Source organism: Stenotrophomonas sp. RG-453, assembly GCF_033843685.1.
Taxonomy (GTDB): domain Bacteria; phylum Pseudomonadota; class Gammaproteobacteria; order Xanthomonadales; family Xanthomonadaceae; genus Stenotrophomonas; species Stenotrophomonas bentonitica_A.
Map to the genome: position 1 here is coordinate 158,398 of NZ_JAMYED010000003.1, position 15,813 is coordinate 174,210.

The 15,813-nt window shown below is 66.6% G+C and carries 18 protein-coding genes; 1 reads left to right on the forward strand and 17 read right to left on the reverse strand.

Translation table 11 applies throughout. From position 1 onward, the window contains the following. Nucleotides 1-38: 38 nt before the first annotated feature. From NJD74_RS06250 to NJD74_RS06295, 10 genes are read right to left on the reverse strand one after another with little or no spacing between them, the layout of a single operon-like run. Nucleotides 39-803 carry a DsbA family protein gene (locus NJD74_RS06250; protein ID WP_011871455.1) on the reverse strand — a complete coding sequence of 255 codons (765 nt, stop codon included), beginning with the start codon at nt 801-803 and terminating at the stop codon, nt 39-41. Between the two features lie 13 nt (nt 804-816). Beyond that, complete coding sequence (locus tag NJD74_RS06255) at nt 817-3,693, reverse strand: conjugative transfer ATPase (protein ID WP_319623851.1); 2,877 nt, start codon at nt 3,691-3,693, stop codon at nt 817-819. Further along, nucleotides 3,693-4,133, reverse strand: a complete 441-nt coding sequence (locus NJD74_RS06260) for a TIGR03751 family conjugal transfer lipoprotein (RefSeq protein WP_003821115.1) — start codon at nt 4,131-4,133, stop codon at nt 3,693-3,695. The genes NJD74_RS06255 and NJD74_RS06260 overlap by 1 nt, the downstream gene beginning before the upstream one ends. Continuing rightward, nucleotides 4,114-5,532 carry a TIGR03752 family integrating conjugative element protein gene (locus NJD74_RS06265; RefSeq protein ID WP_003821113.1) on the reverse strand — a complete coding sequence of 473 codons (1,419 nt, stop codon included), beginning with the start codon at nt 5,530-5,532 and terminating at the stop codon, nt 4,114-4,116. Before NJD74_RS06265 ends, NJD74_RS06260 begins: the two co-directional genes overlap by 20 nt. Beyond that, nucleotides 5,522-6,439, reverse strand: a complete 918-nt coding sequence (locus NJD74_RS06270; protein ID WP_033962596.1) for a TIGR03749 family integrating conjugative element protein — start codon at nt 6,437-6,439, stop codon at nt 5,522-5,524. Before NJD74_RS06270 ends, NJD74_RS06265 begins: the two co-directional genes overlap by 11 nt. Next, the gene (locus NJD74_RS06275) at nt 6,436-7,128 is read right to left on the reverse strand and encodes a PFL_4703 family integrating conjugative element protein (protein ID WP_003821110.1); all 693 of its coding nucleotides are present in this window, start codon (nt 7,126-7,128) and stop codon (nt 6,436-6,438) included. The genes NJD74_RS06270 and NJD74_RS06275 overlap by 4 nt, the downstream gene beginning before the upstream one ends. After that, nucleotides 7,125-7,535 carry a TIGR03750 family conjugal transfer protein gene (locus NJD74_RS06280; RefSeq protein ID WP_003821108.1) on the reverse strand — a complete coding sequence of 137 codons (411 nt, stop codon included), beginning with the start codon at nt 7,533-7,535 and terminating at the stop codon, nt 7,125-7,127. Before NJD74_RS06280 ends, NJD74_RS06275 begins: the two co-directional genes overlap by 4 nt. 12 nt (nt 7,536-7,547) lie before the next feature. Continuing rightward, entirely contained in the window at nt 7,548-7,907 is a 360-nt protein-coding gene (locus tag NJD74_RS06285) for a TIGR03745 family integrating conjugative element membrane protein (RefSeq protein WP_003821107.1), read from the reverse strand. 16 nt (nt 7,908-7,923) lie between these two features. Further along, nucleotides 7,924-8,157: a TIGR03758 family integrating conjugative element protein gene (locus NJD74_RS06290; protein WP_003821106.1), complete on the reverse strand. Its 234-nt coding sequence runs from the start codon at nt 8,155-8,157 to the stop codon at nt 7,924-7,926. Beyond that, nucleotides 8,154-8,534, reverse strand: a complete 381-nt coding sequence (locus tag NJD74_RS06295; protein ID WP_003821105.1) for an RAQPRD family integrative conjugative element protein — start codon at nt 8,532-8,534, stop codon at nt 8,154-8,156. Before NJD74_RS06295 ends, NJD74_RS06290 begins: the two co-directional genes overlap by 4 nt. Before the next feature lie 208 nt (nt 8,535-8,742). Between NJD74_RS06295 and NJD74_RS06300 the strand changes: the two genes are divergently transcribed. Further along, nucleotides 8,743-9,672 (forward strand): hypothetical protein, encoded by a 930-nt coding sequence (locus NJD74_RS06300; protein WP_003821104.1) that lies wholly within the window; start codon nt 8,743-8,745, stop codon nt 9,670-9,672. Nucleotides 9,673-9,718: 46 nt separating this feature from the next. Here the strand turns inward: NJD74_RS06300 and NJD74_RS06305 are convergent, their stop codons facing one another. The 7 genes from NJD74_RS06305 to NJD74_RS06335 are packed head-to-tail and all read right to left on the reverse strand — an operon-like array spanning nt 9,719 to nt 15,759. Beyond that, nucleotides 9,719-10,480 carry a TIGR03747 family integrating conjugative element membrane protein gene (locus tag NJD74_RS06305; RefSeq protein ID WP_003821103.1) on the reverse strand — a complete coding sequence of 254 codons (762 nt, stop codon included), beginning with the start codon at nt 10,478-10,480 and terminating at the stop codon, nt 9,719-9,721. Then, complete coding sequence (gene traD, locus NJD74_RS06310) at nt 10,477-12,669, reverse strand: type IV conjugative transfer system coupling protein TraD (protein ID WP_003821101.1); 2,193 nt, start codon at nt 12,667-12,669, stop codon at nt 10,477-10,479. Before traD ends, NJD74_RS06305 begins: the two co-directional genes overlap by 4 nt. Before the next feature lie 4 nt (nt 12,670-12,673). Then, on the reverse strand, nt 12,674-13,213 hold the full coding sequence (locus NJD74_RS06315; protein ID WP_003821097.1) for an integrating conjugative element protein: 540 nt from the start codon (nt 13,211-13,213) through the stop codon (nt 12,674-12,676). After that, nucleotides 13,210-13,800 (reverse strand): transglycosylase SLT domain-containing protein, encoded by a 591-nt coding sequence (locus tag NJD74_RS06320; RefSeq protein ID WP_003821096.1) that lies wholly within the window; start codon nt 13,798-13,800, stop codon nt 13,210-13,212. Before NJD74_RS06320 ends, NJD74_RS06315 begins: the two co-directional genes overlap by 4 nt. Continuing rightward, nucleotides 13,782-14,507 carry a TIGR03759 family integrating conjugative element protein gene (locus tag NJD74_RS06325; RefSeq protein ID WP_003821095.1) on the reverse strand — a complete coding sequence of 242 codons (726 nt, stop codon included), beginning with the start codon at nt 14,505-14,507 and terminating at the stop codon, nt 13,782-13,784. Before NJD74_RS06325 ends, NJD74_RS06320 begins: the two co-directional genes overlap by 19 nt. A gap of 14 nt (nt 14,508-14,521) precedes the next feature. After that, complete coding sequence (locus tag NJD74_RS06330; protein WP_003821094.1) at nt 14,522-15,163, reverse strand: hypothetical protein; 642 nt, start codon at nt 15,161-15,163, stop codon at nt 14,522-14,524. Then, nucleotides 15,160-15,759, reverse strand: a complete 600-nt coding sequence (locus NJD74_RS06335; protein ID WP_003821093.1) for a PilL N-terminal domain-containing protein — start codon at nt 15,757-15,759, stop codon at nt 15,160-15,162. Before NJD74_RS06335 ends, NJD74_RS06330 begins: the two co-directional genes overlap by 4 nt. Nucleotides 15,760-15,813: the final 54 nt, after the last annotated feature.

Consider the following 15,813-nt stretch of genomic DNA (forward strand, 5'->3'; position numbering starts at 1 on the left):
AGCGCAGAAGACTGCGCCGTAGCCTCAAGGACCGCGGGCTACCTGGGCATGTCGCCGACAACGTCGGCAGGCATTTCGGTGGCGGGTGTGGCGGGTGGTTCATCAGCGGACAGCATGTCCATGGCCGACAGCAAGGCATCGCCTTCGATCGGTCCCTGCAGCAGGATGGACTGACCCGTCTGGCGATCGAGCAGGCGCAGCGACGGCGTGGCCGTCACGCCGCTTTTCGTGGCTTCCGCGGCCTGGGCGCGGATGGCCGCGTCGACCCGCTCGCTTGCCATGCACTGCTCGACGGCCGGCGTCGATTCGGGGTAGCGCAGGCCATCGGGCAGTCCCAGGCCGTCGCTGCGCGTGTGGGCATAGACCCACTCGACGGCTCGCCAGAAGGCAGCATGCCCGCCGGCTTCGGCGACGCACTCGACCAGACGCGCCTCGGCCAACGCGGCCGGCTCGTGCGCAGCCAGCGGCTGGTGATGCCATTGCAGGGTCACGTCGGCGTTGCTGCCGACCCAGCGCTTGAGCTGCGGGAAGTACTCCCGGCAGAACGGACATTCCAGATCGGCATAGAGCGTCAGTGTGAAACGGCCCTCGGGGTTGCCCATTTTCCAGGGCGGCCCGGCCATCTGCGCCGTGCTAGCCGGCGTGGGCGACTGCGATGAGGATTCGCCGGGCGACCGGGACACGAGCCAGATCAGCAGCAGCGCGACCAGCGCAGCAGTCAAGGCCCAAGGCCAGCGGGGCCGCCTGTGGCGACGGCGGAACGCCTGGACTTGTATCGGAATGGAAGGACGCTTCTGCTCCATGGTGTTCTCCGGCTTACGACAGTTCCAAGGCCGGCGACTCGATGCCGCGTGCCTGGTCGATCTTCTCGGCGACCTTGAAAGCTGCTTCCAGCTCGGTGCAGCCGTATTGCTGCATGAGCTGGTAGCGCTCGGCCTTCTCTTCGGGTTCGGTCTGCGCGAGCGCGAGGTACAGGCTCGGCGGCACGGCACGGAACAGCACTTCCATGCTCTTGGAGAGGATGACGCCCTCGGTGAATTTCCCCGCCTCTTTGCGCGCCGACAACATTAGCGCCTTCTGTGCTGGGCTGAGTTCGCGGAACCGCGCGATCTTCTCCACCTCATCCGGGGGCATCGACAAGCAGATCCACCACTCGATCATGTTGAGCATGGGTTCCGCGGCGCGCGGCAGATCGTCGATGTTCTGCGTGGCCAACCAGAACCATGCGCCCAGCTTGCGCCACATCTTCGTGATCTTGACCACGTAGGGCGCGAGCAGTGGGTTCTTCGTGATGATGTGTCCTTCGTCGGTGACGTTGATGATCGGGCGTCCAAGGTATTGGTCGCGCTCGGCGATGTTGTTCACCGTGCTGATCAGGCTGATGTAAGCGATGGAGAGCTGCGCGTTGTAGCCCTCGCGGGCGTATGTCGCGAGGTCAACCAAGGTGATGTCGGCTTCGGGCCACGGCGTGCCGTCGCGGTCGAACATTTCGCCGTCCGTGCCTTGACAGAACATGTCCATCGCATCCGCCATCTCCAGCAGCCGCACGCGGCGCATTTCGGGCAGCGTCGGGTCCTGGCCGCGGGCGCGCAACGCGTTGCGCACGTCGCGCGTAAGCACCGTGCGTTTGTCGGCCACGCAGTGCTCGGCGGCGTCGAGGATGCACTGACGGATCAGCGAGCGGTCAGCCCGTGTCATCCGGGCTTCCTCCTTGTCCTCTCCGCCCGTGATCATCAGCCGCGCCGTGATCTCCAGTTCGCCGAGCACGTCGCGCTGCTCGTCCGCCTCCATGGCCGAGGCATCTGGTGGCGGGTCTTCATCCAGCGCGTCGGCGTCGAGCGTCTGCACGTCGCTGGGCGTCTCGATCAGCCGACGCGCGTCTGCGAATGGCGCGAGGCTGATGCCCGAACCTGGGGCCAGCTTGACCCGGTTTACCGTCAGCCCGAGCCTGCGTGCGAAGTCGCTGAACAGGCCGAAGCTGTTGCCAGCCTCCACGATGAACAGCCGCGGTCGGTAGATGGCCGTGACCTGATTCAAGAGGTTGTTGAGCGTGGCGCTCTTGCCGGAGCCGGTGGGGCCGAACAGGAACAGATGGGCGTTCATCTGCCGATCCAGGCGGCTGAGCGGGTCGAAGGTGATCGGCCCGCCACCGCGGTTGAACATCGTGATGCCCGGGTGCCCCGTACCTTGAGCGCGGCCCCACACCGGCGACAGGTTCGCCGCGTGCTGAGCGAACATCAGTTGGGTGTACCACTTGCGCCGATCCTGGCCGGGGTTGTAGCAGCATGGCAGCCACCGCAAGTAGCTGTTGAGCGGCGCCACCTCGTCGTCCTCGCGCACCGGCTGCAAGCCAGCATTGAGCATCACGTTCGCCAGGTCCAGGCCGCGCCGGTCCAGTTCCGCTTCGTCGCGTCCGCGCAGGTAGAATGCCAGCGTCCCCCGGTAGAGCTTGTGCGCGCTGCCGATGAGGGAGCGGGCTTCCTGCACGTCCTTCAACGTCTGCTCCGACGCCAGCGTCTCGCCCACGGCCTTCTTCGCCAGGTGGTTGAGATCCGCTTCCAGGACATCCTGCGGCGTGGCGACCATCGTGAGACACAGCAAGGTGTCTTCCGGCATCTGGTCGAACAGCGTGTTGATGGCATCCCCTTTGCGGGTCTCGCCGGTCAGGTGTCCGGTGCCGGGCGGCATGCGCAGCCGGTCGGTGATCAGCACGCGGTGCGGCATGCCGTCGAAATACCAGGTGCCGTGCTCCACGTCGGAGCGTGGCTGGCCGAAGAACAGCCGCTGACTGAAATCCCGCCCGCTCGCCAGCTCGATTTCGCCGGCCTCGCTTTCTTCGGTGCTGTCGGGGTAGCGCGCCAGTGCATAGAAGCGCTCCTGATCCTCGGCTCCAGGCCCGAGCATCGCGGGGCGCGGATTGAACCACCGCAGCAGCCAGTCGTGGACGTCGGCTGCGACCATGCGCCGTGCCTGGATGCCGGCGTTCGCCAGGCCGCCGCACAGGCGGTCGCAGACGATGTTCAGCATCTGCTCGGGCGTCTGGCCGCGGCGGCTTGCCTGCCCGGTGGCACGGCGATAGATCACCATGCGCACCCGCCGCGTCTGGCCGCGCCAGCGCAGCCGCGTGACCACCGTGTCCTCGAACAGGCCGCCCGGCTTGGCGACCGCGCGCAGATGGTGGCCGAAGAAGCGCAGGTAGAACTCGGTGAACGCAGTATCGCGGGCGCGCGGCTGCACATAGTCGCGCAGGGTCTGCATGTACTGGTCGAAGCTGGGCTCGTCCTGGGCGTAGAGCTGGAGCACCCAGGGGTTCTCGTCCAGCTCATCGAACGAGTCCTGGAGCGCGTTCTCCAAGGCATCGCGGGCATGCGCGAGCCAGCCGGGCTCCCGCCCCTCGGTGCCCAGCGGCACCAGCTCGTAGAAGGCAGCGACCGACTGCCCATCCTCCAGCAGCATGGACTTCGACTGCGGCAAGAACTCCACCCAAGGCAGCAGTTCCGCGAACGACGGCGCGACGTCGTACAGCGCCTGCTCGTCGGCTACCGTCGCCGGCCTGCGGCCCTGGACCGCTGCGCCGGGTTCAGGGACGCCGGCCTGGCGCAAGGCCTCGACGTGGCGCTGCCAGCCGTCCGGCTTCTCTTCGTCGCCGGTGCCGGATGCGGCCAGCTTCGGCCAGGGAAGTTCCCAGCGCATCAATAGTCCTCCAGCCGTTCACCGGGCATGGCGTACTGCACGCGCTGGTACAGGGGGAAGACCGTCGTGTAGCCCGGAACCGGCACGGGGTCCGTGCCCGCCAGGTGCGGGTACACATACATGACGAGATCGGGGTTGGGCAGGCGCTGGAACTGGCGATAAACCTCGTTGCGCGCCGTGCGCGTGTAGCGCATCTGCTCGACGGGCGCAGCCTGCACATCGGCGTCGGTCAGCGGCCGGCGCAGGCTCTGGCGCGCGTCGAGCAACTGCCGGCGCGCGACCTGGCCGGTGCCACTGCCGCCGCCACCCGTTTCCTGCTGCCAGATGTCCATCATGGTGCGGTCGCTATGGGTCAGCAGTTCTTCCTTGCTGGTGGCGCAACCGCTGAGCACGGCGACGGCCGCGGCCAGCGCGAGGCCCTTAATCGAGTTCGAGCGCATGGCTTTCTCCTGCACGGTGATCGACGCGCCGGCCTTCGGGGTCGTGATCGATGGCCAGCGGCTTTTCGAGGTGGACGGCGACCTTGGCGCCTGGCTGCACATAGACGGCGGCGAAAGCCTGTCCGTAGAGCTTGTTGACCCAGGTCGACATGTCCCGGACGCCGCCCGCGAGGATCTGGCCGACTGCTTCCTTGCCGCTGATGCCCACGGTGCCGATGGCGCCGTCCGAGCCGACGTAGGACATGCGGCCGCTGTCGCTCTCGATGAGCGAGGCCACGCCGGCTCCGGCCGCGGTGATCAGAGCTTGCGACCCGAGGTACTGCTGGGCGTTGCTGCGCCGTTCGCCGCTGACGCACGGGATGCCGTGCGGGTCGCTGATCCAGCCCAGGCCGTCGCGCTGCTGGTTGTTCTGCTGGTTGCCTTCGCGGTCTTCGGGAATCGTGCGGATCGTGCCGTCGTTGAAGACGAAGGTGATGCTGCGAACCTGGCCGCGCACGCACGAGAGCGTCCAGTCGCCCGATGCGGTTCCGGAGAACACCGCGCCGGCCACGTCGGGAATGTCGATGCCGTTGGCAGTCAGATTGTCCGGCCCGACCAGCACCTTGAAGGGGTACGGATCGTTCACCGTCCCGTCGATCGGCACGCGCCCAATCAGCGCCGTCATCGCCACGGAGCCCATCAGTGTCGAGTTGGTCGGCACGGTATAGACCGGCTTGGCGCTCTTGACGCCTGCCGCACCTGCGCCGGCGTTCGCCACGGTTTCCGCGGTGGTTTCCAGTGTGCTTTGTGCCGGGCCGAAGCTCGTCGGGAAGCTCATGCCGCTGCCTGCGCCACGACTGCCATTGCGGCCCTCGGCCTTCTTCGCGTCGTCCGGTTCGACCCAGCGCATGCCGCCTTCCATGCCGGCCTCGTCGCCGCCGCGCAGCCCCAGGCCCACCGGCAGATCAGCGTGACCGCCGCCGCGCCCGCCAATGCTGTCCAGGCGCCGCTGCAGGTCGGCGAGCAGCCCCTCGGTCTGCTGGCGCGCGCTGGCCGCCTGTTCCTGGTCGCGGCGCAGGTTGGAGCGCTCGGATTCGAGGGCCGAATTGATGCGCTGATCAATGGAGTTCTCCCGCTGGCGCAGCCGCTGGTTTTCCTCGCGCTGCGACTTGTTGTCGGTCAGCGCGGTCTGAAGCTCGGTGCGCAACTGTTTCACCTGGGCGACGAGCGTTGCCACGGTATCGCGCGGGGTATCGCCTTCGATGCCCAACGCCTTCATTTCCTCGGGCGTGAGCTTGGAGCCAGCATCCGCGGCGGGCGGTGCCGACGTGCTTCCACCGGAGAACAGCCGGATGGCAACGAACAGCACCAGCAAGGCGACCGGGATCATCAGCCACTTGAGCAAGCCGTTACTGCGCATGGCGGGCCTCCTTGCCATCGTCGGCTTCAGCTTCCCGCTGCGGCAGATGCACGGCCGGGTCGAAGCGGTGGATCGCCGGCAGCAGCGATTGCGCGAGGCCGTGCCCGCGCGTCACCAGGTACAGGACGGTCGTGTCCTCGGGCGTCCCGCGCGGTCCGAGCGCTTCGTGCTGGAAGGTGGCGGTGAGGAAATCGCCTTGCAGCACGCGCGGGTCGAGCGTGACCCAGCCGCTGCTGCTGTTGGTCAGGCGCACGGCCGTGACCCACTGGTCTTCCAGACGCCACGACGCGAGCGCGACCGCGCGCACCGGCAGCGTCGGCATCAGCGTGCCGAGGTCGAGGTCACGGCGCAGGTTCACCCGCATGACGCCAGGCAGCGACTCCACAGTGCGCAGCGGCGCGTAGAGGTTCTGCGCGGCGAAGCGCGTCAGGACGACCGGAACCGGGGTTTCGCGCCGGGTCGCCCGCGTACCTGCTTGGTCCTGGGCGCGTGCCGGGGCCTCATCGGCACCGCCTGGCTGATCGCCGTAGCGCGCAGGGGTGCTGCTGCCCTCGACGATGCGCACCGGCTCCAGCTCGGCTTCGCCGTCTTTGGGCGGCTCGGCCGCAATGTCGAGCAGGATCAGCGCGCCCGTGTCGGCGTCCTGCAATTGCAGCCGCGTGGGCTCGATCGGCTCGCTGGCGCGCAGGTACACCGCGCCACCTGCGCTCTGCACGCGCAGGCGTTCGCCCACGCCTGCGGGCACGCCCACGCGGACGTTCCGGTCGATGAACACGATGCGCTCCTGGCCGACCTTCAGCGGCACCGCCAGCGGCATGCGTTCCCACCGCAGAATCTCCACCGCCTGGGCGACGGGTGCCGCGGCCACGGCCAGCAGCCCCAGCAGCACGAGTACAGGATGCTTCATGGGGTGTTTCCTCCTTGGGGCGCTTGCGGAGACAGGCCGCCAGGTGCCGGGCGAGTCGGCTCCGGTGCGCTGATGCGCTGGGGCGCGCCGTCGTAGCAGTCCAGCGCCAGGCCGAAGGGGTTGCGGGCGGGATCGACGTCCACCCGCGTGACCTTCACCGGGTAGCGCACGAGCGCGCGCTTGACCTGCTCGGCGCCGTAGTACTCGTCGGCGGTGATGTCGAGCGTCACCACCCAGTCGCGGTCGGAGACCACGCGCACGCGCGCCGTGGGGTCGTCGCCGTAGCCGCGGCCGGGGATCTCATAAATCCCGCGCACGCGCTGGCGCAGCTCGCCCGTGGAACGGCGGTAGTCGTAGTCCGCGCGCAGGAAGGCCTGGCAGGACGGGGTAAGGTACGGCGAGAGCGTGTGGAGGTTGCGCGGATAGTCCTCTTCGCCGTTCGTCGGCCAGCGGTTGAGGGTCTGGAACACGTAGAACGTGAACGCATAGACCGATTCGGGCGGCACTTCCCACCACTTGCGGGTACTGCCCGAGCGCAGGTCGGGCGGGACGTGGATGGTCAGGTCGCGCGGCGCGCTCCACCAGCCACCGCCCATGACCAGGGCGACGATGACCAGCGCACCAGCACCCAGGCGAAGCGTCTTGATGTGCGCCTGCAGGTGGGTGATCTCGTTCTTGAAGCGGCTCATCGTGCCCCCCTTGCAACGGACCTTCGGGTGGACCAGAAGCCGGAGCGCGAGATCAGCACGTGGCCGCCTACCCATCCCGCCATCAGTGGATGGCGCGTGGCGATGCGCCATTGCAGTTGCCGGTACAGCCAGGTGTCGGGGCGCCCGCGCTTGAGCCGGCGCAGGATGCCGCCGCCGATGAAGACGCCCAGGGCCACGCCCAGGACGACGAACGTCGGCGCGATGGCGATCGTGCGGAACACCCAGGACAGCGGCGCGCCGACCAGCAGGCCGGCGGCGCCGGACAGGCCGCAGCAGATCCACAGTTCGTCGGCGGTGAGGCCGCGCACGACAACAGGGTGGCGGTTGAGCCGATGCGGAAGGAACGTGACCGTCCCGTCCGCACGGACGTGCTGCTGCTCGGACATACCGGCCTCGCCTTACAGGATGCCGGTGGCTTCGGTGAGCAGCCAGATGCCGATCACGAGCAGCACGGCACCGATCGCGACGGTGAGGCCAAACTGGCCCCAGGTCTTGCGGCCGGTGTGGATTTCCGCGTAGGTGCCGTAGGCGTGGTAGCAGACGCCGATGAACATCGACGCCACGACCAGGAGGGCTACGAGCATGATGATGTCGTAGCCGTAGTTCCTGATCGTTTCCATGATGCCGTTGCCGGTGCCGCGGGTCGGGTTTTCCAACTGCGGCAAGCCTTGCGCGAACGACAGCGCGGGCAGCGCGGCGGAGCCCAGTGCCACAGCGGCGCGCTGGGCAAGGCGGGAATGGAGGATGCGGTTTTGCATGGTCGTGCCTTTCAGGTCAGGAGAGGAGGAAGAAGCTCAGGACGAGGTACATCGCGACGAAGCGGATGCAGACGCCGAGGAACTGGCGCTGGTTGAGGCGGCTCTCGGACCACCCCACGTAGGCCGTTCGGATGGCCCAGACGCCCCAGACGAGGAGCACCGCGAACACGGCGCCGACCAGGACGGTCGCCATCGCCGAAGGCGCGATGCCGCTGTTGGCTTGAAATGCCGAGACCTGGGCGCCGTTCATGGCTTGGCTTCCGTAGTCGTCGGCGATGGCGAAGCGGACCGCTCGGTGCGGTAGTCGCTGGCCAGTTCGGAGGGGTCGCGCGGCTGGGCACGCGACGGTGTGAGATGGGCCTGGATGCCGGCGCGCACGCGCGCCAAGTCAGCCAGCAACCGCGGGTAATCGAAGTGGTAGCGCTCGCCCGGCTGGATGGGGGCACGCGCGGCGCTGTCGGCGACGGTGCGCTCCAGCGCGTCGAGTTGGCGCAGCGCGGCGACCAGCTCCTGGCGCTGTGCGGGGGACTCGGCCAACGCCATCGGGGACTGACCCAGCAGCAGGGCCGTCACGAGAAAAATGGGCACGCCGCGATGCGCGGCGCGCTGCCAGATCGGAGCCAACATCGCGCCATTCCTGTGTGATCAGAATAGTGCGATGGTGGAGTTCAGGGTGACTGCAGGCAGCAAACAATAGGAAACTGCGCTGATCGGTTTGATTGGCAGCGTGCGTCCAGTTCGCTCAGGGAGTGGTCGTCAGGCCAGAATTCAAGAAGGGAATTTCCACCGGCCGCGTGGCAAAATATCAACGCTCTTACAAAGATCCAGGATAAAAATGCAAGGACTGACCTTTAGAACTGATCAAGATTTTGAGGAAATTTGCTGCTACCTCATGAGGGACTGGGTCGCGCGGAATATGAGGTATGACGTGCAATTCAGAAGATACGGCGGAAATGGGCAAAGGCAGCATGGCATTGACATTTTTCCTGCCGTTGGCGGCTACTCAGTGTTTGGGCAGGCAAAATTTGTTAATCAACTAAACTCTACAGACGTTACGGCTGAGTTGAGTAAGACCGATTCCTTCCCTGAGCCGATTGGTTGTTATGTGATTTTCACAACGGCAAATCGCCATACCAGCATAAATCATCATCAGTTCCATGGCACTCAACACAAAAGGCTGGATGGATCGATTTTTCCGGTTCACGTGGTCTATTGGGGTGAAATTTCTGATATTAGTTTTATCCCACAAGATGTCTGTAAGAGAATTTTCCCATCAGCATTTCAAGTTGCCAGGAGCGCATTAACGCCTCAGCAGATGGCGGATTCCATAGCCACACTTCAAAATATTGTTCCTTCATATTTCAGGTCTGACTTTCTCGACTGGCTCGAAACATGGGACTTTTCATGTGGTTACATTCCATCTGTGCATTATGACGCCGTGGACAATCTTTACATTGAGTTGGATCGGGTAGGATGGGGAATGAAGGGTGTCAATGATTTTTTATATGCCCAAGGTCGCATTGACTTATCTCGTGCGCTTCCGGCTGGCGATGCCTTCTTTTATGCTCTCACTGAATTTCGAGATTCAATATATAACTACATAGCTTTTGTACGCGGACAGGATGGGCAGGGCTACGTTACATTGCAAGGAATGGATGGGCGCGGCGCAACAGATTTCCCAAAGATTACAGAGCAGTGGAGCATGAGGGCGCGCCATTTGGCCAATATGTATCGCGAGAAAATCCTTGGTCAGCAAATTCAATAAATAAGAAATACTGAATGAGTTGCCTAATGATCTGGTTTCTCTGTCATCACAAGTATTTTTTGAAGCTGCCCGCAGTCAGGCTCACGGCCAGTCCCAGCAAGGCTGCGCTGGGCAGCAGGATCAGCAGTGGATGCACAGAGATCGGCAAGGCCAGGTACGTGACCCACGGCAGCACGGCCAGCGGCATCAGGCTCGCCTTCGCGCGGTGGTAGATGAAGCCGGATTCCCGGCCTGCGCCGAACCGGCGCACGTCCCGCCGCACAAGACCGTCGATCAGGCCGACGAACGCCGCGGTGCAGATCAGCGGCAACGTGAGCACCAGAACCAGCAGGCGCACCAGAAACGTGAGGGTGGTGAAGGCCGCGGCAATCAGGTAGTTCTCGGTCCAGACATAGACCTGGCTGATGTAGTAGCGAAAGTTGCGCCCCCCGTCCTGGATCCTCCCGTGGCTCGGCGCGCGGGCGCGCTCGGCGGTCTGGCTCATGCGCTCCAGCAGCCCGGAGCGAACGAATACCCATTCGTAGCCGGTATCCACCAGTTCGTGCGCGGTGCGCCCCGGCTCCTGCACGACGACGCTGCGCGTGAAGTGGCTGGACAGGTGCCCCAGTTCGTACTGCAACATCTGCTGCGAGTGCCGCCAGCCCTGGTCCTTCCAGAACAGGTGCATGCCGACGCACTCCACGACGATCGAGAACAGCAGCGAGCCGATCAGCACCCCGAGCAGCCGGAACGGCAAGGTGATGGTGCCGACGATCAGGCCCTGGCGCTGGTTCTGCTCCCGTTGTGCAGTCGAGGCGGCGTCCTTCATGGCGAGGCCTTGTTGCCGGTGTCCTCGTCGGTGGCAATGGCCACCGCGGGAGGTTCGGCCGCAGCGGCGTCATCCAGCAGGTCGTCGGGCAGGCCCGTGTCCTGCAAGGCGGGGGAACTGGTGAACTCCCACCACTGCGTCGCTTCGCTGTAGCTCTGGCGCATGTACCCGGCCAGTTGCTGCAAGTCTGCCGGCATCACTTCGTCCGGGTCCGGCGCCGGCAGCGGCATGCGCACTTTCCAAAGCTGGCCGCCCTGCAGCAACGCGAAGCACTGGCCTTTCGGCAGGCCGACGACGTGCGACGGCTCGATCATCGGCACGCTGGACATGCTGATGCGGTCCTGAGTGTTCGACGTGAAATCCGTCGCCCCGCGAATGTCCGAGCTGTCGGTCGCGCCGCTGACGATGGTGGTCGTATAGACCTCGACCTTCGGCAATTGCCGGGTCAGCAGTTCGGCGGTCGCGGTCTCGCGCACGCGCAGCATGAACAGGTTGTTGAAATTCCCGATCACCTGGCCTGCCTTCGCGCGGTTGCCGATGCGGGCCTCGATGTCCGACAGGGTCTGCGTGTACGCAGTGACTTGCAGGCCGGCACCGCCGCCCTTGTTGATCAGCGGGATGAACTCGTCGCCCATCAATTCGTTGAACTCGTCGGCATGGACGTTGATCGGCACGCGCGCACCGGCCGATGCGCCCGGCAGGCCATCGTCGATCCCATGCTTGTAGATATGCCCGGCGACCGACACGAGATCGCTGAACATCGAGTTGCCGACCGCGGTGGCGACCTCGGCGTCGGAGAGCGCATCCAGGCCCACATAGACGATGGCCCTCTTACGGATGATCTGCATCCAGTCGAAGATCGGGCGCGGGTCGGCCAGGTCGGAGTAGTTCGGGGCCAGGAGCTGCGCGATCTTGCCGCTAGTGAGCTTCTCCAGCAGCGGCAGCAGCGATGCGACGATCTTGTCGAAGTACGTCTTGTCGTAGCGAACCGCCGAGCGCAGGCCATCCAGCACCGGGTCGTAGTTGCGCGCCTGCGAGAGGTACTGCTCCAGCGCCACCACGCGCTTCTCGCGCCCGATCATGTTGCGCGGGATGTTCTTCTCGTTGAGCTTGGCCTCGATCTGGACGATCACCTCCCAGGCCCTGGGCTCGGTCTTGGCGAAGTAATGCTGGGCGTACTCGATGAACAGCGCGTCGATGTTGATGACGTGCCGTTGGATCAGCATGTAGTCGGGCCGCTGTCCCAGCTCCACCAGGGCGCGGGCAATGATGTTGACGAACCGCCACGCAAACTCTCGGAAGGCGGCCGAGTTGCCTTCACCGGAAAGCTGCCCCGCAACGCGGGTGGCGACTTCCGATATACGCCCGAATCGCCCCACGGCGTTGTAGCGCGCGGAGATGTCCGGCCATCCCAGGTGGAAGACGTAGAACTCGCCTTCGCGGCCGGCGCGCTTAGCCTCGACGTACATCCGCTTCAGGAGATCGGCATCGCCCTTGGGGTCAATGACGATCACCACCTCGTGCTCGCCCGCGGCGTTCACGCGCCGGATGTCCTGGGTCACGAATAGTTCGGCCAGCCGGGTCTTGCCGACGCGCGTCGTGCCCAGCACCAGCGAGTGGCCGACGCGCTCGCCCAGCGGCAGGCTGACGTCCATCTCCTCGGGTTCGATGCCGTGCAGGCGCGGCAGGCCGCCCACAGGCGGCAACGGCCGCACCGGGTTGAAAGGTACGTCCCAGCCGGTGAGTTTCGACAGCCGGGACAGCGGGAACGGCGCGTACTCCAGCCGTTCTTCCAGCCGTCGCGCCAGCCGGTAGGCTGGTGTGGGCTCGACGTAGCGGCGGAACTCCGGCCGGTACGTTTGCATGAGCCTATGGGTGTGCTTCTGCTCCCACAGGAACCCGCGCCCCACGAACAGCCGCTGCTGGCTGACCGGCACGTCCTTGCTGGTCATCACGTAGCGCGGCAGGCGGCGGATGTTGCGCCGGTAGCGCAGGATGACGCGGGCATCGCGGTAGCGGATGGCACCGTAGGCGCCGAACGCCAGCGCGCTGCCGACGCCCATGGACGGGCTCAGCGCGAGCGACCATGGGGCCACCAGGGACAGAAACGCGGCGCCCGCGCATGCGGCAACGGTGTATAGCTCCACCGCTGGGCGAAGCAGTACCTCGACCGGCTGTTTCCCCGACATGGCTTCATTGCTCGATGCCGGTGGCTGTGATCAGCACCGGGTAGTGCCGCAGGCCCAGGCGCTCGGCCAGGTCGTCGCCGGACATGGGCGCGAGGGGTACGCCGGGCACCAGGGTGCGCAGCCGCGCCAGGCCCTGCACGGTCTCGACGTTGACCACCAGACCGACCGCGCCGCGCTCGCGCAGCGCGGCTGCCTGGCTGCGCAGCCAGGCCCGAGATGCCTCGTCGTCGCCGACGACAACGAAAGGCCGCAGACCCGGAGCCTCGATGACACGCCGCGGGACGGTGCCGGGGGTGAGCTTGGCGCTGCGCACCGGCAGCATCGCGGCCTCGTCCGCCGGCGTGGCGGGAACCTGGGGCGTCGGGATCGGCGGCCGGGCCGGTGCGTTGGTGCGCGGCTGGAGGTTCAGGGCTTCGTAGTACGGCAGCGCCGACGCGCCGCCGCGGTCTTCGACCACGATCAGCGGCTCGCCGGCAAGCGAGGCCAGCGGCAGACCCGCCAGCAGTACGAGCAGGCCACGCAAGGCCAGATGGGATGTCGTCATGGGGATGTCTCCTTGCGTGCGGCGAGAACCGCGGCGGTTGGGCGTGCGCCCTGCACCCGGGCGAGGTGGCGCGACACGCTGCGCCGGTAGCGGGCGGCGGGCTCGCCACCCGCGGGGCGGTGGTAGCGGCCCATCGCCAGCAACCAGTCCTCGCCGGGGGCGTGTTGCTCGCGCAGGATCTCGGCAGCGATGGCGAGATTCCGGTACGGGTCGAGCAGGTCGCAGGCGCTGGCGTAGCGCTGCTGGTGGTAGCCGAGGTTGATCTGGCCCAGGCCCGCGTCGATGCGCGTGTGCGGCGTGGAGCGCATCGCCTGCTGCAAACCCGCGCAGGCATCGGCGCGGGTCGCATAGCGGCGTGATTGGCCGGCGACGTTGAGGGACCACGGCCACGGGACGATGCGTCCGTTACGGCGGATGCCACTCTCCTGCAAGGCCACGGCGTAGAGCACCGTCGAGGGGATGCCTGCGCGCTGCGCGGCGAGCTGGTAGGCCGGTGGCGGAACCTCCTGGGCTTGGGCGACGCAGGCGCATAGGCCAGCGGCGAGCACCAGTGTGCGCAGGGGGGCGGCTATGGCTGGCGCTGCCATTGGCCGTTCACCTCGCGCACGACCGCCGGCAGGTCGCCGGGTACCCCCAAGGTCAACCAGCGGCCGCCGTCGTGGTTGAGCGTGATGCTGCCGCTGCGCACGCGCGCCGGATCGACGTTCGCGCGCTTGGCCCAATCGCGGATGCGCGCGTCGTCCTGGCGGCTGCCGACCATGTACAGGTCGAATTCGGCGCCCGAGGATTGCAGGCGCTGCACGAGCTGGCCGCAGGCCACGCAGTTATCTTTCACGAACACTGCCGTGCGGCCGGAGCCGCGCGTGGCCCCGGCGACCGGCTTGTCGTCCGGCAGGTTCACCCGCTGCATCCCGGGGTTCAGGCGCTGCCAGGCCTCGTCATAGGCCCGCTGATAAGCGAGCAGTTTCTCCACGCGGCGCGCTTCGACCTGCACCTGCAGCTCGGCGTAGCGTCGCCGTTCCTCTTCGGTACGCGCCTCGATGCCCAGGGCCGACAGCGGGTCCAGGTTGGGCGAATAGATGCCCAGTGGACCGTCCATCAGTTCGCGATAGCGCGCCCACTCCTGAGGTTGAAGGCCCCAGTCGCTCGCCACCCGGTCGTCCAGAATGCGGGCGACCAGCGGGCGTTCCTGACTCTGCGCATTGCGGGCGGGAGCCGTGGCGGATTGCTGCGCCCACGCGGGCAACTGGGTGGACGCCAGCAGAAGCGCGGAAAGGATGATCGACGGCTTCATGTGGTGTGCTCCGTTCAGGGGATCGCCACGTGGCGGGTCTGGTCGCCGGCCTGGAACACCGCAGTGCTGCCCTCGACGGCCTGCAAGCGCCACGGGCCGACCGCATCGCCGGGTAGCAGCACCTGAAGCTGGTCGGGCGTGAAGTCGCCATTGCTCGGCGCGACGGACACGCTGCGCTCGCCGGCACGCAGTTCGGCACCGACGATGCGGAACGGGAGCGGCGTCGGTTCGGGCTTGGCGGTGGGCTTGTTCCTGGTGCGCGGCTGGGCGGGTGCAGCGGCGCGCGCAGCGGTCTGCCGCGCCTTGATTTGCTCGACTTCGGCGCGCAGTGCCTGAAGGTCGTCGGCGGAGGCATAGGCGCTCAGCGATTTCTCGACCTGGGCCGCGCGTGCTTCCAGGATTTGGCGGGTGTCTTTGAGGTCTGCCGCCGTGGCGACGGCTGGACGCTGCTGGATGGCCTCGACGGTCTCGGCCAGGCCTGTTGCCTGCGCTTCGAGGCGTTGCAGGCGGGAATCGAGGCGCTCCTGGTCGGCCTGGTCGTTCATCGTCTGGTAGCCGAGGGCAACGAGGACACTGAGGCCGATCAGCCAGAGCCACATCAGGCTCTGCACCACCACGGCGGCCGTTGAACGATGGGCGGGCTGCGGGGCGTTCATGGCTGGCCTCCCGATGCCGCGGGCGCCAGCGGGAACGTCTGCACCGCCTCGGTGGCAGGCGGCGCGGGTACGTTGTCGGCGGTCATGCTGTCGCCGGGCCGCTCGAAGCAGATTTGCCGCGCGCGGTCATCCGCGTGCAGTTCCCAGGCCGAACCAGCCAGGGTGAGCAGCGCATCCCGCAGGGTCATGGGGCCGAGGTGCAGGTGGGCCGCCGGCAGCGGCAGTGCGTACAGCTCGATCACCGCGTGCGTCGTCTGGCACAAGCCGTAACCGCTGCGCTTGAGCACATGCCGTAGCCCGTCGCCGACCGTAGCGCGTGCATCCTCGGGCATCGACACGTCGATGGTCTGCAACAGCAGGTCGCGCTGCGCTGCTGTCGGTGCCAGTTCCACGAGGGTGTAGCGGCCGTAGCGCACAACGGGGATGTATTCGGGCGCCTCGGGTACGGGTGCGGCCGAGACTTCCTCGATGGTGTCGGGCGCGACCGGCGCGCTCGTCGTCGCGCAGCCGCCAGCCAGCACCGACCAAAGCAGGCCGAGAAAACCCGCCAGCAGACGGCGTTCGGGATGGTGAAACCAAGGTGGAGAGGGGCACATGGCGCGTCGTCCTGAAACATCGAGCCCTCACCATCGCCGCTCGGGCCACGAGCG